16 protein-coding genes are annotated in these 18,181 nt (G+C 60.9%); 12 read left to right on the forward strand and 4 right to left on the reverse strand.

Annotation, left to right across the window (positions count from 1 at the left end):
* Nucleotides 1–139: 139 nt before the first annotated feature.
* Nucleotides 140–1,339, forward strand: a complete 1,200-nt coding sequence (gene dapC / locus BMX59_RS00895) for a succinyldiaminopimelate transaminase (protein WP_093119337.1) — start codon at nucleotides 140–142, stop codon at nucleotides 1,337–1,339.
* Nucleotides 1,340–1,351: 12 nt separating this feature from the next.
* On the opposite strand, the gene BMX59_RS00900 is transcribed toward dapC, so the two are convergent.
* Nucleotides 1,352–2,995 carry a Na+/H+ antiporter gene (locus tag BMX59_RS00900; RefSeq protein WP_071488795.1) on the reverse strand — a complete coding sequence of 548 codons (1,644 nt, stop codon included), beginning with the start codon at nucleotides 2,993–2,995 and terminating at the stop codon, nucleotides 1,352–1,354.
* Nucleotides 2,996–3,262: 267 nt separating this feature from the next.
* Here BMX59_RS00900 and BMX59_RS00905 point away from each other — a divergent pair, with 267 nt between their 5' ends.
* The 4 genes from BMX59_RS00905 (at nucleotide 3,263) to BMX59_RS00920 (ending at nucleotide 6,319) form a co-directional block, all read left to right on the forward strand.
* Complete coding sequence (locus BMX59_RS00905; protein WP_231999482.1) at nucleotides 3,263–3,571, forward strand: arsenate reductase; 309 nt, start codon at nucleotides 3,263–3,265, stop codon at nucleotides 3,569–3,571.
* 33 nt (nucleotides 3,572–3,604) lie between these two features.
* Nucleotides 3,605–4,639 (forward strand): 2,3,4,5-tetrahydropyridine-2,6-dicarboxylate N-succinyltransferase, encoded by a 1,035-nt coding sequence (gene dapD / locus BMX59_RS00910; RefSeq protein WP_058425293.1) that lies wholly within the window; start codon nucleotides 3,605–3,607, stop codon nucleotides 4,637–4,639.
* A 64-nt stretch (nucleotides 4,640–4,703) separates the two neighbouring features.
* Entirely contained in the window at nucleotides 4,704–5,909 is a 1,206-nt protein-coding gene (locus tag BMX59_RS00915; RefSeq protein ID WP_093119339.1) for an aminotransferase class V-fold PLP-dependent enzyme, read from the forward strand.
* Nucleotides 5,906–6,319, forward strand: a complete 414-nt coding sequence (locus tag BMX59_RS00920) for a SufE family protein (RefSeq protein WP_092241156.1) — start codon at nucleotides 5,906–5,908, stop codon at nucleotides 6,317–6,319. The genes BMX59_RS00915 and BMX59_RS00920 overlap by 4 nt, the downstream gene beginning before the upstream one ends.
* Nucleotides 6,320–6,435: 116 nt before the next feature.
* On the opposite strand, the gene tcdA is transcribed toward BMX59_RS00920, so the two are convergent.
* A complete protein-coding gene (tcdA, locus tag BMX59_RS00925) occupies nucleotides 6,436–7,251 on the reverse strand; it encodes a tRNA cyclic N6-threonylcarbamoyladenosine(37) synthase TcdA (RefSeq protein WP_083351546.1) in 816 nt (271 codons plus the stop codon).
* Between the two features lie 212 nt (nucleotides 7,252–7,463).
* Here tcdA and BMX59_RS00930 point away from each other — a divergent pair, with 212 nt between their 5' ends.
* The 4 genes from BMX59_RS00930 to BMX59_RS00945 all read left to right on the forward strand — a co-directional run bounded on the left by BMX59_RS00930 (nucleotide 7,464) and on the right by BMX59_RS00945 (nucleotide 12,622).
* Complete coding sequence (locus tag BMX59_RS00930) at nucleotides 7,464–10,055, forward strand: glycosyltransferase (protein WP_092241154.1); 2,592 nt, start codon at nucleotides 7,464–7,466, stop codon at nucleotides 10,053–10,055.
* Between the two features lie 174 nt (nucleotides 10,056–10,229).
* Nucleotides 10,230–11,381, forward strand: a complete 1,152-nt coding sequence (gene dapE, locus BMX59_RS00935) for a succinyl-diaminopimelate desuccinylase (protein ID WP_093119342.1) — start codon at nucleotides 10,230–10,232, stop codon at nucleotides 11,379–11,381.
* Nucleotides 11,381–12,190, forward strand: a complete 810-nt coding sequence (locus tag BMX59_RS00940; protein ID WP_071488790.1) for a putative RNA methyltransferase — start codon at nucleotides 11,381–11,383, stop codon at nucleotides 12,188–12,190. The genes dapE and BMX59_RS00940 overlap by 1 nt, the downstream gene beginning before the upstream one ends.
* 54 nt (nucleotides 12,191–12,244) lie before the next feature.
* Nucleotides 12,245–12,622: a hypothetical protein gene (locus tag BMX59_RS00945; protein ID WP_058425300.1), complete on the forward strand. Its 378-nt coding sequence runs from the start codon at nucleotides 12,245–12,247 to the stop codon at nucleotides 12,620–12,622.
* 79 nt (nucleotides 12,623–12,701) lie between these two features.
* On the opposite strand, the gene BMX59_RS00950 is transcribed toward BMX59_RS00945, so the two are convergent.
* A complete protein-coding gene (locus BMX59_RS00950; protein ID WP_024073812.1) occupies nucleotides 12,702–12,911 on the reverse strand; it encodes a cold-shock protein in 210 nt (69 codons plus the stop codon).
* A 182-nt stretch (nucleotides 12,912–13,093) separates the two neighbouring features.
* On the opposite strand from BMX59_RS00950, the gene plsB reads away from it, so the two are divergent.
* From plsB to BMX59_RS00965, 3 genes are read left to right on the forward strand one after another with little or no spacing between them, the layout of a single operon-like run.
* Nucleotides 13,094–15,598: a glycerol-3-phosphate 1-O-acyltransferase PlsB gene (gene plsB, locus BMX59_RS00955; RefSeq protein WP_093119344.1), complete on the forward strand. Its 2,505-nt coding sequence runs from the start codon at nucleotides 13,094–13,096 to the stop codon at nucleotides 15,596–15,598.
* A 51-nt stretch (nucleotides 15,599–15,649) separates the two neighbouring features.
* Complete coding sequence (locus BMX59_RS00960) at nucleotides 15,650–16,051, forward strand: YbaY family lipoprotein (protein ID WP_093119346.1); 402 nt, start codon at nucleotides 15,650–15,652, stop codon at nucleotides 16,049–16,051.
* Between the two features lie 22 nt (nucleotides 16,052–16,073).
* Nucleotides 16,074–16,763 carry a DUF4197 domain-containing protein gene (locus tag BMX59_RS00965; protein WP_071488787.1) on the forward strand — a complete coding sequence of 230 codons (690 nt, stop codon included), beginning with the start codon at nucleotides 16,074–16,076 and terminating at the stop codon, nucleotides 16,761–16,763.
* 45 nt (nucleotides 16,764–16,808) lie between these two features.
* Here the strand turns inward: BMX59_RS00965 and BMX59_RS00970 are convergent, their stop codons facing one another.
* Nucleotides 16,809–18,173 carry a Fic family protein gene (locus BMX59_RS00970; RefSeq protein ID WP_371914360.1) on the reverse strand — a complete coding sequence of 455 codons (1,365 nt, stop codon included), beginning with the start codon at nucleotides 18,171–18,173 and terminating at the stop codon, nucleotides 16,809–16,811.
* Nucleotides 18,174–18,181: the final 8 nt, after the last annotated feature.

Below are 18,181 nucleotides of genomic sequence, written 5' to 3' on the forward strand. Positions count from 1 at the left end.
GGGGGCTTGCCCCCGATAGCGGTGGATCAGATAAAAATGCTTTGGCTGGCACACTGCAATCGGGGGCGAGCCCCCTCCCACATTTAGATGGCTTCGCCCAGCAGACCGCATGCCTTAAACCGAATTGAACGAGATGCCCATGAACAACGCCCTGAACCAACTGCAACCCTACCCGTTCGAGAAACTGCGCGCCCTGCTCGGCAGCGTTACGCCAAACCCGGACAAGCGCCCGATTGCGCTGTCCATCGGCGAGCCGAAGCACAAGTCTCCCACGTTCGTGGCCGAAGCGTTGAGCAACAACCTCGACCAGATGGCCGTGTACCCGACCACCCTGGGTATCCCGGCGCTGCGCGAAGCCATCGGTGCCTGGTGCGAACGTCGCTTCAACGTGCCCAAGGGCTGGCTCGACCCGGCGCGCAATATCTTGCCGGTCAACGGCACACGTGAAGCGCTGTTCGCCTTCACCCAGACCGTGGTCAACCGTGGCGACGATGCACTGGTGGTGAGCCCGAACCCGTTCTACCAGATCTACGAAGGCGCCGCGTTCCTGGCCGGGGCCAAGCCACACTACCTGCCGTGCCTGGGCGCCAATGGCTTCAACCCGGACTTCGACGCCGTGACGCCGGACATCTGGAAACGCTGCCAGATCCTGTTCCTGTGCTCGCCCGGCAACCCGACCGGCGCGCTGATCCCGGTCGACACCCTGAAAAAACTCATCGCCCTGGCCGACGAATACGACTTCGTCATCGCCGCCGACGAGTGCTACAGCGAACTGTACTTCGACGAACAAACCCCGCCGCCCGGCCTGCTGAGCGCCTGTGTCGAACTGGGTCGCCAGGACTTCAAGCGCTGCGTGGTGTTCCACAGCCTGTCCAAGCGCTCTAACCTGCCGGGCCTGCGCTCCGGTTTCGTGGCCGGCGATGCCGACATCCTCAAGGCGTTCCTGCTGTACCGCACCTACCACGGCTGCGCGATGCCGGTGCAAACCCAGCTGGCGAGCATTGCCGCCTGGCAGGATGAAGCCCACGTGCACGCCAACCGTGACCTGTATCGCGAGAAATTCGACGCGGTGCTGGCGATTCTCAAGCCGGTGCTGGATGTGCAGAGCCCGGATGGCGGCTTCTATCTGTGGCCGAATGTGAACGGCGACGATGCCGCATTCTGCCGCGATCTGTTCGTGGAAGAACATGTGACCGTGGTGCCGGGTTCGTACTTGTCCCGTGAAGTGGACGGCGCCAACCCCGGCGCTGGGCGAGTGCGTATGGCGTTGGTCGCGCCGTTGGCCGAGTGTGTGGAAGCGGCTGAGCGCATTCGCGATTTTATTCAGCGTCGCCGCTAACGGGCTTGAGGGTCATTTCACCTGACCCAGATTCGCCTCACTCATATCCAGATCCGCCAACACCTCCCTCAGCACGTCATCACCAATCTGGTGATGACGACTCAGGCTGTATAACTCCAGGCGCTGTGCCCGCAGCGCCTTGAGGCGCAATTTGCGCTCGAGCAGGTCCATCTGCCGTGCCAACGCCTGGGCTTCGGCCGAGTCGTTGAACACCTCCAATTGATGGCGATATTCCGACATCAGCCGTGCCTTGAGTTCGGTGGCGAGCGCAGCCTGGGCGGCGTCCTGGGTTTCGGGCTCAACGGGCTCTTCCGTTTCCAGCGCATGGATCGCAGCGACGGCCGTTTTTTTCCAAGCCTCGCGGACCTCTTTATGGCGTTTCTCGTCCGGGCTCTTTTCAATGCCGCGTAACAACAACGGCAAGGCGATACAGGCGGCGATCAGCGACAGGAGGATCACGCCTGCCGCGATGAAGATCAGCAGGTCGCGCTCGGGAAAGTCCTGGCCCGGCGCCAGCAGCAACGGCACCGACATCACACCGGCCAACGTCACCGCACCGCGCACACCACCCACGGTCAACAACCAGCAAGAACGGGCGGTCGGCACCAGCGTCAGCTCGCTTTTCCCACGAATCCGGCGTAACAGGCCTGACAGCCGCCAGATGCTCTGCACCCAGATAAAACGCAGCACGACCAACACCAGGAAGATCGCAATCACATCCAGGCAGCGATAAAACAGGGTCGGCCACAGTGTCGGCTCATGGCTGACCACGGCCTTGATGATGTCCGGCAGTTGCAGGCCCAGCAGCAGGAAGATCAGGCCATTGAAGGCAAACTCCAGCAGCGACCAGACGCTGCGGTTGAGCAAGCGCGTGCTGGTCTGGCGCGGTAGCAGATCAAGCCAGCTTTGCATCATGCCTGCGGCGACCGCAGACAGGATGCCCGAGGCTCCCAGGCGCTCGGCCAGCACATAGGCGGCAAAGGGCAGCAACAACATGAACACCACGTGGGTTGCCGGGTCATCCCAGCCACGGGCGATCATCCAGGCGCGCAGTCGGCCGACCAGCCAGCTCAGGGCCACGCCAACGGCCAGGCCACCGACGGCGACCAACACGAAGGTCAGGCTGGCATCCGCCAGGGAAAACACCCCGGTCAACGCCGCCGCCAGGGCAAACTTGAACGTTACCAGGCCCGATGCGTCGTTCATCAAGGCCTCGCCCTGCAACATGTGCATCAGTGGCGTAGGTAAACGATTCTGGGAAATGGCCGACACCGCCACGGCATCCGTCGGCGACAAAACCGCCGCCAGGGCGAAGGCCACCGGCAACGGGATCGTAGGCAATATCCAGTGAATGAAATAACCAGCACCGACCACCGTGAACAACACCAGCCCCACCGCAAGCGTCAGGATCGGCCCACGCAACCGCCACAACTCACGCTTGGGCATACGCCAGCCATCCGAAAACAGCAACGGTGGCAGGAACAGAAACAAGAACAGCTCCGGGTCCAGCGCCACATGCAGGCCCAGCGTCGGCCAGGCCAGCAAGGCACCGGCGGCGATCTGCACCAGGGGCAACGGCAGAGGAATGACACGCCCAACCAGACGCGAAACGCTGACCAGCATCAGCAGGATAAGAACGGTGTAGGCGGTTTGCATAACGCGGGTTTCCCGGACAATCGACTTGCAACGACACACATGAGGCAACAACTGGCCGCTGAAGTGCCATATTACCCAGCTATGTTAACCGCCTATGCTGCCTGCCGGCCTTTGCACATAAGTCGCACGCCGCATGACGAGGGGCACCCGCCCGCTGGTCGTGGCATAATCCGTGACCTTTAATTTTCACTTGGTCCAAAGGGGGGCAATTCCTTGACCGCTTCAAGCAAAACGTTGCACCTTTTCGGCATCAAAGCCTGCGACACCATGAAAAAAGCGCGCACCTGGCTCGATGAGCACGGCGTGGGCTATGAGTTCCACGACTACAAAACGGCCGGTATCGACCGCGAACACTTGACCCAATGGTGCAACGAGCACGGTTGGCAGGTGGTGTTGAACCGTGCGGGCACCACCTTTCGCAAACTCGAAGACGAACGCAAAGCCGATCTCGATCAGTCGAAAGCCATTGAATTGATGCTCGCACAACCCTCGATGATCAAGCGCCCGGTGCTCGATCTCGGTGACAGAACCCTGATTGGCTTCAAGCCAGATAGTTATTCGGCGGCCCTCAAGTAGGCCAGCCCTTTCCATTTTTGTAGAGGTAACAGCATGTCCAATTCCCTGTTCAGCCTGGGCTTCGGCGTCGGCACTCAGAACCGCCAAGGTGCTTGGCTGGAAGTGTTTTACGCACAGCCGCTGCTCAACCCATCGGCTGAAATCGTCGCGGCCATCGCGCCGATCCTCGGTTACACCGAAGGCAACCAGGCCATCACCTTCACCATCAGCCAAGCGCTGCAACTGGCCGATGCCCTCAAGAATGTCGACGCCACCCAAGCCGCGCTGCTCAACCGCCTGGCCGAAAGCCACACCCCGCTGGTCGCCACCCTGCTGGCCGAAGACGCCGCACTGACCTCCACGCCTGAGGCCTACCTCAAGCTGCACCTGCTGTCCCATCGCCTGGTCAAGCCCCACGGCCTGAGCCTGGCCGGTGTGTTCCCGCAGCTGCCGAACGTGGCCTGGACCAGCCAGGGCGCGATCGACATCAACGAACTGGCCGAACGCCAGCTGGAAGCCCGCCTGCGTGGCGAGCTGCTGGAAGTGTTCTCGGTGGACAAGTTCCCGAAAATGACCGACTACGTGGTGCCGAGCGGCGTGCGTATCGCTGATGCCGCGCGTCTGCGCCTGGGCGCCTACGTGGGCGAAGGCACCACCGTGATGCACGAAGGTTTCATCAACTTCAACGCAGGCACCGAAGGCCCGGGCATGATCGAAGGCCGTGTATCGGCAGGCGTGTTCGTCGGCAAGGGTTCGGACCTGGGTGGCGGTTGCTCCACCATGGGCACCTTGTCCGGCGGCGGCAACATCGTGATCAAGGTCGGCGAAGGCTGCCTGATCGGCGCCAACGCCGGTATCGGTATCCCGTTGGGCGACCGCAACACCGTGGAGTCGGGCCTGTACGTCACCGCCGGCACCAAGGTCGCGCTGCTGGATGAGAAAAACCAACTGGTCAAAGTGGTCAAGGCCCGTGAGCTGGCCGGCCAACCGGACCTGTTGTTCCGCCGCAACTCCGAGACCGGTGCCGTGGAGTGCAAAACCCACAAATCGGCCATCGAACTGAACGAAGCGCTGCACGCTCACAACTAAGCAGCCACTCGATGCCACTAGCGGGCCCCGACCCTGGGGCTCGCTTATACGAGTCTTGAACACCATGCTAGTGCCCTCCCCCTGGCGCGCCGATTTCCCGGCCATCGCCACCCTGCAACGGCAAGACCAGACGTACCTGGACAACGCCGCCACCACACAAAAGCCCCAGGCCCTGCTGGATGCCATCAGCCATTACTACGCCAATGGCGCAGCCAATGTGCACCGTGCCCAGCACTTGCCCGGCGCCCATGCGACCCAGGCGTTCGAAGACAGCCGCAGCAAGGTCGCGCAGTGGTTGAATGCAGGCGGCAGTGGGCAGATCGTGTTCACCCACGGCGCGACTTCTGCGCTGAACCTCTTGGCCTACGGCCTTGAGCACTTATTCAATGCGGGCGATGAGATTGTGGTCAGCGCCCTGGAACACCACGCCAACCTGCTGCCCTGGCAGCAACTGGCCAAACGCCGCGCTGCCACGCTGGTGGTGTTGCCGTTGAACGATGACGGCGTGATCGACCTGACAGCCGCCGCCGAATTGATCGGCCCGCGTACACGCCTGCTGGCGGTAAGCCAGCTATCCAACGTGCTGGGCGCCTGGCAACCCTTACAGACGCTGATCACAACGGCCAAGGCCCACGGCGCACTGACCGTGGTCGATGGCGCCCAAGGCATCGTCCACGGCCGCCACGACGTGCAGGCCCTGGGCTGCGACTTCTATGTGTTTTCCAGCCACAAGTTGTACGGGCCGGACGGCGTCGGCGTGCTGTTTGGCCGCAACGAAGCCCTGCACCACCTGCGCCACTGGCAGTTTGGCGGCGAAATGGTGCAACAGGCCGACTACCACAGCGCCAGTTTCCGCCCGGCGCCGCTGGGTTTCGAAGCGGGCACACCGCCGATTGCCGGCGTGATCGGCCTGGGCGCCAGCCTGGATTATCTGAATTCGCTGGACCAACAGGCGGTAGTGGCCCATGAAGCGGCGTTGCATGACTACCTGTTGCGTGGGCTCAAAGCGCGCAATGGCGTGCGCGTACTGGGCTCGCCGCAGGTGGCGTTGGTCAGTTTCGTCGTCGATGGCGTGCATAACGCCGATCTCGCGCACTTGCTCACCGAGCAAGGGATTGCCGTGCGCGCAGGGCACCATTGCGCGATGCCGTTGCTCAAGGCGATGCACTTGCCAGGGGCGATCCGGGTATCCCTGGCGCTGTATAACGATTCGGATGACCTGGAACGTTTCTTTGAAGCGCTGGACCAGGCGCTGGATATGTTGCGATGAGCTTGCCACCGGATGCGGCGACCGCGCTGGAAGCCTTTCAGTCCGTCGGCAGTTGGGAACAGCGCGCGCGGATGCTGATGCAGTGGGGCGAGCGGCTGCCCGCCCTGGCCGCCGAGGACAAAGTCGACGCGAATATGGTACAGGGCTGTGAAAGTCTGGTGTGGTTGGTGGGGCGTTTGCAGGACGGCCACTGGCAGTTCACCGCCAGCAGCGATGCACGGATGATTCGTGGGTTGGTAGCGCTGTTGCTGGCGCGGGTCAATGGATTATCCGCCATAGAATTGCAGGCAGTTGACCTTCCCGACTGGTTCGATCAGTTGGGCCTCTCTCGCCAACTGTCACCGTCACGCAGTAATGGCCTGAATGCCGTGCTGCAGCGTATGCGGGCATTAAGTCTTACACAAAACTAAATGTGGGAGGGGGCTTGCCCCCGATTGCAGGGCGTCAGTCACTGGATAAGTTGGCTGACCCACCGCTATCGGGGGCAAGCCCCCTCCCACATTTGAATTGTGTAGGGTTCCGAGATTTAAGTGGGCTTGACCCGCTCCGACGGCCTGCGCACCCCGGCCACAATCTTGTCCACCGCCTTGGTCGCCGCCACCATGCCGAACGTGGCCGTCACCATCATCACCGCACCAAACCCACCCGCGCAGTCCAGCTTCACGCCATCCCCGACAAAACTCTTCTGCAAACAAATGCTGCCATCCGGCTTGGGATAACGCAGTTGCTCGGTGGAAAACACGCACGGCACGCTGTAATGACGGGTCACGGTGCGTGAAAAACCATAGTCGCGACGCAAGGTAGAACGCACTTTCGAGGCCAGCGGATCGTTGAACGTGCGGTTCAGGTCGCAGACCTGGATCAACGTCGGGTCGATCTGCCCGCCGGCGCCGCCGGTGGTGATGATCTGGATCTTGCGGCGCTTGCACCAGGCGATCAGCGCAGCTTTGGCGTTGACCGCGTCAATGCAGTCGATCACGCAATCGATGTTGGGGGTGATGTATTCGGCCATGGTGTCGCGGGTCACGAAGTCGGCCACCGCATGCACCGTGCAGTGCGGGTTGATGCCGCGCAGGCGCTCGGCCATCACCTCGACCTTGGGTTTGCCCACGGTGCTGTCCAGGGCGTGCAACTGGCGGTTGCTGTTGCTGACACAGACGTCATCCAGGTCAAACAGCGAAATCTCGCCCACCCCACAACGGGCCATGGCTTCCGCCGCCCAGGAGCCTACGCCGCCGACGCCGACGATCGCCACATGGGCCGCTTTCAAGCGCTCCAGGCCTTCAATGCCATACAAGCGGGCGACGCCTGCAAACCGCGGATCTTCTGTACTCATGACCATTACCCCAAAAACCGGCGCGCATTATAGGGCTACGCAGCGACAAGTTCGAAGCTTCAAGCTACAAGTTAAGAACTAAGATGGCCTTTCGCTGACTAATGTCCGGTTTTTCTCTGCTTGCTGTACGGTCAGGGAAGGGCCGGTGTAGGATGCGCGCCGTTCGGCGCAGGCCGACACCTCTTTTCGTTCCACACCTTTTGGAACCCGAAATAGCCATGGCATCGCGTAAATTTGGACTCAACCTGGTGATCGTGCTGGCAATCGCCGCGCTGTTCACCGGCTTCTGGGCGCTGATCAACCGCCCCGTCACCACCCCCAACTGGCCCGAACAGATCTCCGGTTTTTCCTACTCGCCGTTCCAGCAAGGCCAGTTCCCACAGAAAGACCAGTACCCGACCGACGACCAGATGCGTCAAGACCTTGCGATCATGAGCAAGCTGACGGACAACATCCGCACCTACTCGGTCGACGGCACCCTGGGGGACATTCCCAAGCTGGCGGAAGAGTTCGGCCTGCGCGTGACGTTGGGGATCTGGATCAGCCCGGACCTGGAGCGCAACGAGCGAGAAATCCAGCGTGCCATCGAAATCGCCAACACCTCGCGCAGTGTGGTGCGGGTAGTGGTGGGTAACGAAGCCCTGTTCCGGGAAGAAATCACCCCTGAGGCACTGATTGTGCTGCTGGACCGGGTGCGCGCCGCCGTGAAAGTACCGGTGACGACCTCCGAGCAGTGGCACATCTGGGAAAAGAACCCGCAACTGGCCAAGCACGTCGACCTGATCGCCGCGCACATCCTGCCGTTCTGGGAATACATCCCGATGGACAAGGCCGGCCAGTATGTACTCGACCGTGCCCGTGACCTGAAGAAACTGTTCCCGAAAAAACCGCTGCTGCTGTCGGAAGTGGGCTGGCCGAGCAACGGCCGCATGCGCGGGGGTAATGAAACCTCCCCGGCCGACCAGGCGATTTACCTGCGTACGCTGGTAAACAAGCTGAACCGTCAGGGCTATAACTACTTTGTGATCGAGGCCTTCGATCAGCCGTGGAAAGTCAGCGACGAAGGCTCGGCGGGCGCCTACTGGGGCGTGTACAACGCCGCACGCCAGCAGAAATTCAACTTTGAAGGCCCCGTGGTCGCGATCCCGCAATGGCGCGTGCTGGCCATCGGTTCGGTGGTGCTCGCGCTGTTGTCGCTGACGCTGCTGATGATCGACGGCTCGGCCCTACGCCAGCGTGGCCGTACCTTCCTGACCTTTATCGCGTTCCTGTGCGGTTCGGTGCTGGTGTGGATCGGCTACGACTACAGCCAGCAATACAGCACCTGGTTCAGCGTGACCGTGGGCATTCTCCTGGCCCTCGGTGCCCTGGGCGTGTTTATCGTGTTGCTGACCGAAGCCCATGAGCTGGCGGAAGCGGTCTGGACCCACAAGCGTCGGCGTGAATTCCTGCCAGTAGTGGGAGATTCGGACTACCGCCCAAAAGTGTCGATCCACGTGCCCTGCTACAACGAGCCGCCGGAGATGGTCAAACAGACCCTCGACGCGTTGGCCGCGCTCGATTACCCGGACTACGAAGTCCTGATCATCGACAACAACACTAAGGACCCGGCCGTGTGGGAGCCGGTGCGCGACTACTGCGAAACCCTGGGCCCGCGCTTCAAGTTCTTCCATGTCGCGCCCCTGGCCGGTTTCAAAGGTGGCGCACTGAACTACCTGATCCCGCACACCGCCAAGGATGCCGAGGTGATCGCGGTGATCGACTCCGATTACTGCGTATCGCCGAACTGGCTCAAGCACATGGTGCCGCACTTCGCCGACCCGAAAATCGCCGTGGTGCAGTCGCCGCAGGATTACCGCGACCAGAACGAAAGCACCTTCAAGAAGCTCTGCTATGCGGAATACAAAGGCTTCTTCCATATCGGCATGGTCACCCGCAACGACCGCGATGCGATCATCCAGCACGGCACCATGACCATGACCCGTCGCTCGGTGCTCGAAGAACTGGGCTGGGCCGACTGGTGCATCTGCGAAGACGCCGAACTGGGCCTGCGTGTGTTCGAGAAAGGCCTGTCGGCGGCGTATTACCACGACAGCTACGGCAAGGGCCTGATGCCGGATACCTTTATCGACTTCAAGAAACAGCGTTTCCGCTGGGCCTACGGCGCGATCCAGATCATCAAGCGCCACACCGCGAGCCTGTTGCGCGGCAAGGACACCGAACTGACCCGTGGCCAGCGTTACCACTTCCTGGCGGGCTGGCTGCCGTGGGTGGCGGACGGCATGAACATCTTCTTCACCGTGGGTGCGCTGCTGTGGTCGGCGGCGATGATCATCGTGCCGACGCGGGTCGATCCGCCGCTGCTGATTTTCGCGATCCCGCCGTTGGCGCTGTTCGTGTTCAAGGTGGGCAAGATCATCTTCCTGTACCGTCGTGCGGTAGGCGTGAACTTGAAGGACGCATTCTGCGCGGCGCTGGCCGGTCTGGCGTTGTCCCACACCATCGCCAAGGCGGTGCTGTATGGCTTCTTCACCACCAGTATCCCGTTCTTCCGTACACCGAAAAACGCCGATAACCACGGCTTCTGGGTGGCGATTTCCGAAGCCCGCGAAGAGATGTTCATCATGCTGCTGTTGTGGGGCGCGGCGCTGGGGATCTACCTGGTGCAGGGCCTGCCGAGCAATGACATCCGCTTCTGGGTGGTGATGTTGCTGGTGCAGTCGCTGCCGTATGTGGCGGCGCTGGTCATGGCGTTCCTGTCTTCGCTGCCGAAACCGGCGGCGGCAACGCAACCCGCACCGGCTGCGTAAAAACTTGCGCAATGCACTAAACGGCGGCCTCTGGCCGCCGTTTTGCTATAAGATAACGGCCGTTTTATGAGTCTTGGCTCGGCCAATGCTTTGTGTGGGAGGGGGCAAGCCCCCTCCCACACTGAATCTGCGCCCCTTACGTCCTGCGCCCATCACATGCTTCCGGAGTTTCCAATGACGGCTCATGCCGACCTTTCGCCGACCCTTCAACTTGCCATCGACCTGATCCGTCGCCCCTCGGTGACGCCGATCGACGCCGATTGCCAGAAGCTGATGATGCAGCGCCTGGGCGACGCCGGTTTTGCGCTTGAGCCGATGCGCATCGAAGACGTGGACAACTTCTGGGCCACCCACGGCAAGCACGATGGCCCGGTGCTGTGCTTTGCCGGCCACACCGACGTGGTACCGACCGGCCCGGTGCAGGCGTGGCAGAACGACCCGTTCGACGCGCTGATCGATGAAAACGGCATGCTCTGCGGGCGTGGCGCAGCGGACATGAAAGGCAGCCTGGCGGCCATGCTGGTGGCGGCGGAGCGTTTTGTCGCCGACTACCCCGACCACAAGGGTTCGGTGGCTTTCCTGATCACCAGCGATGAAGAAGGCCCGGCGCACCACGGCACCAAGGCCGTGATCGAACGCCTGGCTGCACGCAAGGAACGCCTGGACTGGTGCATCGTCGGCGAACCGTCGAGCACCACGCTGGTGGGCGACGTGGTCAAGAACGGCCGTCGCGGCTCCCTCGGCGCCACCCTGACCGTGCGCGGCGTGCAAGGTCACGTAGCCTACCCGCACCTGGCAAAGAACCCGATCCACCTGGCCGCGCCGGCCCTGGCCGAACTGGCCGCCGAGCACTGGGATGACGGCAACACCTTCTTCCCGCCGACCAGCTTCCAGATTTCCAACCTCAACTCCGGCACCGGCGCGACCAACGTGATCCCCGGTGACCTGAAGGCGGTGTTCAACTTCCGTTTCTCCACCGAGTCCACCGTCGAAGGTCTGCAGCAACGGGTTGCCGAGATTCTCGACAAGCATGGCCTGGACTGGCACGTGGAATGGGCGCTGTCGGGCCTGCCGTTCCTCACCGAACCGGGCGCCTTGCTGGATGCGGTGTCGGCAAGCATCAAGGCGATCACCGGGCGTGAGACCCAGGCGTCCACCAGCGGTGGCACCTCCGATGGGCGTTTCATCGCCACCCTCGGCACCCAAGTGGTCGAGCTGGGCCCGGTCAACGCGACGATCCACCAGGTCAACGAGCGCATCCTGGCCAGCGACCTCGATGTGCTGACCGAAATCTACTACCAGACCCTGATTAAGTTGCTCGCCTGATGCTCGCCTGCCCCATTTGCAGCGCGCCGCTCAACACGGTGGACAATGGCGTGGCGTGCCCGGCCGGGCATCGTTTTGACCGTGCGCGCCAGGGTTACCTGAACCTGTTGCCGGTGCAGCACAAGAACAGCCGCGACCCGGGCGACAACCTGGCCATGGTCGAAGCGCGCCGCGATTTCCTCAACGCCGGGCACTACGCCCCGGTGGCCAGGCGCCTGGCCGAACTGGCCGCCGAACGCGCGCCGCAGCGCTGGGTCGATATCGGCTGTGGCGAGGGTTACTACACCGCGCAAATCGCCGACGCCCTGCCCCACGCCGATGGCTACGCACTGGACATTTCCAAGGAAGCGGTCAAGCGTGCATGCAAGCGCAACCCTGCGCTGACCTGGTTGATCGCCAGCATGGCCCGCGTGCCGTTGGCGTCAGGCAGCTGCCAGTTTCTCGCCAGCGTGTTCAGCCCATTGGACTGGGAAGAGGCCAAGCGCCTGCTCAGCCCCGGCGGCGGTCTGATGAAGGTCGGTCCGACCAGCGGCCACCTGATGGAATTGCGCGAGCGCTTGTACGACGAAGTGCGTGAATACACCGACGACAAGCACCTGGCCCTGGTGCCGGACGGCATGAGCCTGGCGCACAGCGAAACATTGGAATTCACGCTGAACCTGGCCGAGCCCCGGGACCGCGCCAACCTGCTGGCCATGACGCCTCACGGCTGGCGTGCCAGTGCCGAGCGCCGTGCACAAGTGATCGAGGCGGCCGAGCCGCTGGTGGTCACCGTGTCGATGCGCTACGACTATTTCGTGCTTCAATAAACACCTTTCCAATACCCGCGAATGGATTTTCGAATCCCGCAACGAGGAACATCCATGCGCCAACCCGATATCGAGATTTACCTGAAGGACGCCGACGTCGACCACAAGGCCATTGCCGCCTGGCTGGGCGCCGCCCTGGGCCCGTGCACCGATTGGGTCCAGAAAGGCCAGACCTACAAATGCAAGGCCGGCAACGTGCCGGTCACCTGGCTGCCCAAAGCCGTCGGCAAATGGAACAGCCTGTACCTGGAAAGTGACCAGACGCCGTGGGACGACGACATTGCCTGCGCCCGCGCTGCGTTTGCCGCACTGAACGTGGAAGTGCGTTGTGCACCGGGGACCTGGGTCGAGGAAGAAGGCGAAGAAAGCGCCGATACCTGGATTCGGATCAGCGTGGACGGTGAAGAGCAGATCACCTGGAAAACAGCCTGACCCCGGGTTGCAAACCCCATCAAATGTGGGAGGGGGCAAGTCGTCGCACCGCCCCTCCCACACTTGTTTTGCGATGGCCTTACAGGCCGACTACATCTTCCGCCTGCAACCCCTTCTCGCCGCTCACCACGGCGTACTCCACCTGCTGTCCCTCGGCCAGGGAGCGATGGCCTTCACCGCGAATGGCGCGGTAGTGCACGAACACATCCTTGCCGTCTTCGCGTTGAATGAAGCCATAGCCCTTTGCATCGTTGAACCATTTCACATTGCCGGTTTCACGCGTTGCCATTCTGTTTTTGCTCCCACAGTTTTTTATTGTTGGGTCAGTCGCATTGAACTGCCGAGTATAAGACAGGCTCAAAAACGATCAACTCAAGTTTACATCGCTGCTTTTTTGCCGATTTTCGGCGAATACGGCACACTACCCGCCCGAGCGCCTGCTCGGTTTTTTCCACTTGAAGCAGCACGCCTATGACCCGCTCCCCGTTCCGCCGTCTAGTGTTTGGCACCTTGCGCCGACTGTTGTACCTCTGGGTTCGCTCGGAGACGATCAACCAGTCGTCCCTAACCCTCAACCTGGACCGCAGCCGGCCGGTGTTCTACGTCCTGCAATCACCCTCCCTCACCGAATTGGCCGTGGTCGATGCCGAGTGCACCAAGGCCGGCCTGCCGCGCCCGGTGCTGCCGGTTTCGGTCGGCCCGCTGATGGAACCGGCGGCGTTCTTCTACCTCACGCCGGAACCGGACTGGCTCGGCCGCCAGGACAAGCGTGGTGCACCGCCCACGCTGACCCGCCTGGTCGATACCCTCAGCGAGCACGCCGAAGAGAATGCACAAATCATTCCGGTCAGCGTGTTCTGGGGCCAGTCCCCCGAGAGCGAGTCCAGCCCGTGGAAGCTGTTGTTTGCCGACAGCTGGGCGGTCACCGGGCGTCTACGTCGCCTGTTGAGCATCCTGATCCTGGGTCGCAAGACCCGCGTGCAATTCTCTGCGCCAATCAACCTGCGTGAATTGATCGAGCACAATAAAGGGCACGAACGCACGGTGCGCATGGCCCAACGCATCCTGCGTGTGCACTTTCGTAACCTGAAGACGGCGGTGATCGGTCCCGATCTGTCACACCGGCGCAATCTGGTGAAGGGCCTGGTCAACATGCCGCTGGTGCGCCAGGCCATCATCGACGAGGCCGAACGGGAAAAGATCAGCCCGGAAAAAGCCAAGGCCCAGGCCTTGCGCTACGGCAACGAAATCGCCTCGGACTACACCTACACCGCGATCCGCTTTCTCGAAGTGGTGCTGAGCTGGTTCTGGAACAAGATCTACGACGGCATCAAGGTCAACAACATCGAAGGCGTGCAAAAGGTTGCCCAGGGCTACGAGGTGATCTACGTCCCTTGCCACCGCAGCCATATCGATTACCTGCTGCTGTCCTACCTGCTGTTCAAGAATGGCCTGACCCCACCGCACATCGCCGCCGGGATCAACCTGAACATGCCGGTGATCGGCAGCCTGCTGCGCCGTGGCGGTGCGTTTTTCATGCGCCGCACCTTCAAGGGCAACCCGCTGTACACCTCGGTGTTCAACGAATACCTGCATACCTTGTTCACCAAGGGTTTCCCGGTGGAGTACTTCGTCGAAGGCGGACGCTCGCGTACCGGGCGCATGCTGCAGCCGAAGACCGGGATGCTGGCGATCACCCTGCGCAGCTTCCTGCGCTCATCGCGCATGCCGATCGTGTTCGTGCCGGTGTACATCGGTTATGAACGCGTACTCGAAGGTCGTACCTACATCGGTGAATTGCGCGGCGCGAGCAAGAAGAAAGAGTCGATCTTCGATATTTTCAAGGTGGTCGGCGCCCTCAAGCAGCGCTTCGGCCAGGTCGCGGTCAACTTCGGCGAACCGATCAAGCTGGCCGAATTCCTCGACAGCGAACAACCGGACTGGCGTGCCCAGGAGCTGGGGCCGAACTACAAGCCGGCCTGGCTCAACGAAACCACCAACCGCCTCGGCGAACAGGTGGCACGCCACTTGAACGAAGCCGCCGCCGTGAACCCGGTGAACCTGGTCGCCCTGGCGCTGCTGTCCACCACCCGCCTGGCCCTGGACGAACAAGCCATGGCGCGCCAGTTGGACCTGTACCTGGCGCTGTTGCGCCGTGTGCCCTACTCGCCGCACACCACCTTGCCCGAAGGTGATGGCCTGGCGCTGATCAAGCATGTGAAGGACATGGATTTGCTGTCGGAACAGAGCGATGCGTTGGGCAAGATTCTGTACCTGGACGAGCAGAACGCTGTCCTGATGACCTACTACCGCAACAATGTGCTGCACATCTTTGCCCTGCCGGCACTGCTGGCGAGTTTCTTCCAGAGCAGCTCGCGGATGAGCCGCGAGCAGATCCAGCGCTACACCCACGCGCTGTACCCGTACCTGCAATCGGAGCTGTTTATCCGCTGGTCGCTGGAAGAGCTCGATACCGTGATCGACCAGTGGCTGGAAGCCTTTGTCGAACAAGGTTTGCTGCGTTTCGAAAACAACGTATACCTGCGCCCGGCGCCGAGTTCACGGCACTTCGTGTTGCTGACGCTGCTGTCCAAGAGCATCGCCCAGACCCTGCAACGCTTCTACATGGCGATTTCGCTGCTGCTCAACAGCGGCCAGAACAGCATCAGCGCCGAAGAGCTGGAAGACCTGTGCACGATCATGGCCCAGCGCCTGTCGATCCTGCATGGCCTCAATGCCCCGGAATTCTTCGACAAGAGCCTTTTCCGACATTTCATCCAGACCTTGCTGGAACAAGATGTGCTGCGCCGCGATGACGCCGGCAAGCTGAGCTATCACGACCTGCTCGGCGAACTGGCCGAAGGCGCGGCCAAGCGCGTATTGCCAGCAGAGATTCGCCTGTCGATCCGCCAGGTGGCATTGCATCGTGTGGATGGCGCGGCCGAAATACCCATCGAACCTGAAGAAAACCGCTAGATTTGAAAAGGCGCCGGTTGGATGCCGGCGCCGTTGAAAAGGAGCGACACCATGAAAAAGATCATCCTCCTGGGCCTTACCGCCCTGCTCGGAGCCTGCCAGTCCATGAGCCCCACCCCCAAGGCCAGCCTCGATGGCGAAGTGTTCTACCTGCAACGCATCGCCCTGCCGCCAACCGCGACCTTGAGTGTCAGCCTGCAAGACGTTTCGCTGGCAGATGCACCGGCTGTGACCCTCGCCGAGCAGAAAGGCCCGATCAAAGGCCAGGTGCCGCTGCCGTTTCACCTGAGCTACGACCCGGCCCAGGTCAAACCCGGCCACAGCTACTCGGTCAGCGCTCGCATCGAAGTGGATGGCAAGCTACTGTTTATTTCCACCGAGCGACACGCTGTACAGCTCAACGGCCAGGATCCTCAACCACTGCGTCTGCGCGTTGACGCGGCGGCCCACTGAATTCGATAAAAAGGAAGCGCCCATGCTCCGTAACTCCCTTCGCCTGACTGCCCTGTGTGCCGGCCTGCTGCTCGGTGCCAACGCCATGGCCCTGGACCTCAGCAGCCTGTCCCAGGGCGACGCCAGCGGCGGCCTCAAGGACGCCCTGACCCAAGGCGCGCAGATCGCCGTGAAGCAACTGGGTGTACCCGGTGGTTTCAGCAACAACCCGGAAGTGAAGATCGGCCTGCCTGGCAAGCTGGGCAAAGTCGCCGACAAGCTGAAGATGTTCGGCATGGGTGACCAGGTCACGCAACTGGAAACCAGCATGAACAAGGCTGCTGAAACCGCCGTGACCCAGGCCCAGCCGATCCTGGTGAATGCCGTGAAGAACATGAGCGTGACGGACGCCAAGGGCATCCTCAGCGGTGGCCAGGATTCCGCTACCCAGTACCTGAACAAAAGCAGCCGTGAACAGATCCGCGCCAAGTTCCTGCCTATCGTCAAGGCGGCTACCGACAAGGTCGGCGTAGCCCAGCAGTACAATGCCCTGGCCGGAAAGGCTGCGGCTTTCGGTGCGGTGGACGCCAAAAGCGCCAATGTGGAGAGCTACGTAACCGAGCAGGCACTGGACGGTTTGTTCAAGATGATTGCCAAGCAGGAAGAAACCATTCGCGAGAACCCGGCGGCGGCGGCTACCAGTTTGGCGAAGAAGGTGTTTGGGGCGCTGTAATACCCGTAATGCCCACGGTTCAAGAAGACGTGGGCATTCGTTAAATTAACGAGAAGTCTTCAACCAGTTTTTTTGTATTTCTGCTTGATCACGCATTGAAAAAACCCATTCACGACCCTGCTTCTTCTTGACGAAGATGTTCAATTCAACAAGACCGTTCAGGACGGCTGACGCCGTGTTGTAGGAACAGCCCAGATTTTCCTTCACATTGACCGCAGTGAACTGCTTCGCGGTGCCACTCTTGGCGACCTGAAATACAGTCTTCTGTTTCTCGTTCAACTCTTTGTAAAGCCCTGACTCCCAGAGCCATTGCTCGAACGACTCAGCCTCCTTAACACTTTTTTCGTAAGACGCCTTGAAGCTATCAACCGCCCGCTGGACCACAGAGCACTGGTAGTCAATAAAGTAAGTCAGATCCAGTTCATCTGTCTCGGTATAGAGGTAAGACGTACCGTACTGAACGGCGGCATTCTTAAGCAGAACACTGATGGAGATATACCTGAATGCCGCGTAATCGCTTTTAAACATAAACCAATAAAACAACGCACGCGCCACGCGACCATTGCCATCCCGAAAAGGGTGCTCGTAACCCAGCGCAAAATGCAGAGAAATACCTTTGATCAACGGATGGAGGTAGCGGCTTGTCGTAGCGTCGTCGTGGCAGGTGTTGATCCAGTCAGCTAATCGCCCCAATCTTTTGGCGATGCCTTCTGCAGGAGGGGGCGTATGGACCACATTGCTATCACCATCTTGGACAACTACGTCATCATTTAGACGAAAGCTGCCGGGAGAATATTTGTCATCGTCAATGCCTTGAACACCCACCTCATGCATTTCAGCGATCAGTTCGGCACTGAGAGGAGCGTTTCTCTTATCCCAAGCGAAACGCATCATCCGGTAATTACCAATGATCATTTTTTCATCGGGTGTTCTGGGTAGCCGCTCTCTTTTCAACATATCTTTTGCTACGAGCGTCGTGGTTGCTGCCCCTTCCAGCTGACTGCTGCTGATGGCTTCATCTTCAATCAAATCATTGAGCAGATACTTGATGTGAGCGGCCTTCCCAATCTTGCTGCTCATGTACTCAAGTGCTGCAGTTGAGGCGTACCTGTCGACCGTGGATACCACGCGCTGTGCGGTCGGTGTCAGTAAAAACTTGCACCAGGCCTCAGGCGTACCGACGGGCAATATTTGCTGGTACAGACGAGAGCGCTCGTATTTTACGATGCCCCAGCATATCGCCTGATCCAAATGCTTTGGGAAGCGGTGACGTAGTTGATCAAAGTGTAAGTAACGCCCCTGGCTATCGGTTGGCTGAGTCAGCTTCATATAGTCAGAAAGATGCTGAAGATGGGGTTCCTGGCCAATTAAAACGAAAACCCCTTCCGGCACCCTCGGTGGCAACTTGATCATCAAAA

This window comes from Pseudomonas sp. NFR09, from assembly GCF_900111535.1.
GTDB lineage: Bacteria > Pseudomonadota > Gammaproteobacteria > Pseudomonadales > Pseudomonadaceae > Aquipseudomonas > Aquipseudomonas extremorientalis.

What these genes read in the sequence shown, in the direction of transcription:
- dapC (WP_093119337.1), top strand. Translation starts at nt 140, where the DNA reads ATGAACAACGCCCTGAACCAACTGCAACCCTACCCGTTCGAGAAACTG.
- BMX59_RS00900 (WP_071488795.1), bottom strand. Translation starts at nt 2,995, where the DNA reads ATGCAAACCGCCTACACCGTTCTTATCCTGCTGATGCTGGTCAGCGTT.
- BMX59_RS00905 (WP_231999482.1), top strand. Translation starts at nt 3,263, where the DNA reads ATGAAAAAAGCGCGCACCTGGCTCGATGAGCACGGCGTGGGCTATGAG.
- dapD (WP_058425293.1), top strand. Translation starts at nt 3,605, where the DNA reads ATGTCCAATTCCCTGTTCAGCCTGGGCTTCGGCGTCGGCACTCAGAAC.
- BMX59_RS00915 (WP_093119339.1), top strand. Translation starts at nt 4,704, where the DNA reads ATGCTAGTGCCCTCCCCCTGGCGCGCCGATTTCCCGGCCATCGCCACC.
- BMX59_RS00920 (WP_092241156.1), top strand. Translation starts at nt 5,906, where the DNA reads ATGAGCTTGCCACCGGATGCGGCGACCGCGCTGGAAGCCTTTCAGTCC.
- tcdA (WP_083351546.1), bottom strand. Translation starts at nt 7,251, where the DNA reads ATGGTCATGAGTACAGAAGATCCGCGGTTTGCAGGCGTCGCCCGCTTG.
- BMX59_RS00930 (WP_092241154.1), top strand. Translation starts at nt 7,464, where the DNA reads ATGGCATCGCGTAAATTTGGACTCAACCTGGTGATCGTGCTGGCAATC.
- dapE (WP_093119342.1), top strand. Translation starts at nt 10,230, where the DNA reads ATGACGGCTCATGCCGACCTTTCGCCGACCCTTCAACTTGCCATCGAC.
- BMX59_RS00940 (WP_071488790.1), top strand. Translation starts at nt 11,381, where the DNA reads ATGCTCGCCTGCCCCATTTGCAGCGCGCCGCTCAACACGGTGGACAAT.
- BMX59_RS00945 (WP_058425300.1), top strand. Translation starts at nt 12,245, where the DNA reads ATGCGCCAACCCGATATCGAGATTTACCTGAAGGACGCCGACGTCGAC.
- BMX59_RS00950 (WP_024073812.1), bottom strand. Translation starts at nt 12,911, where the DNA reads ATGGCAACGCGTGAAACCGGCAATGTGAAATGGTTCAACGATGCAAAG.
- plsB (WP_093119344.1), top strand. Translation starts at nt 13,094, where the DNA reads ATGACCCGCTCCCCGTTCCGCCGTCTAGTGTTTGGCACCTTGCGCCGA.
- BMX59_RS00960 (WP_093119346.1), top strand. Translation starts at nt 15,650, where the DNA reads ATGAAAAAGATCATCCTCCTGGGCCTTACCGCCCTGCTCGGAGCCTGC.
- BMX59_RS00965 (WP_071488787.1), top strand. Translation starts at nt 16,074, where the DNA reads ATGCTCCGTAACTCCCTTCGCCTGACTGCCCTGTGTGCCGGCCTGCTG.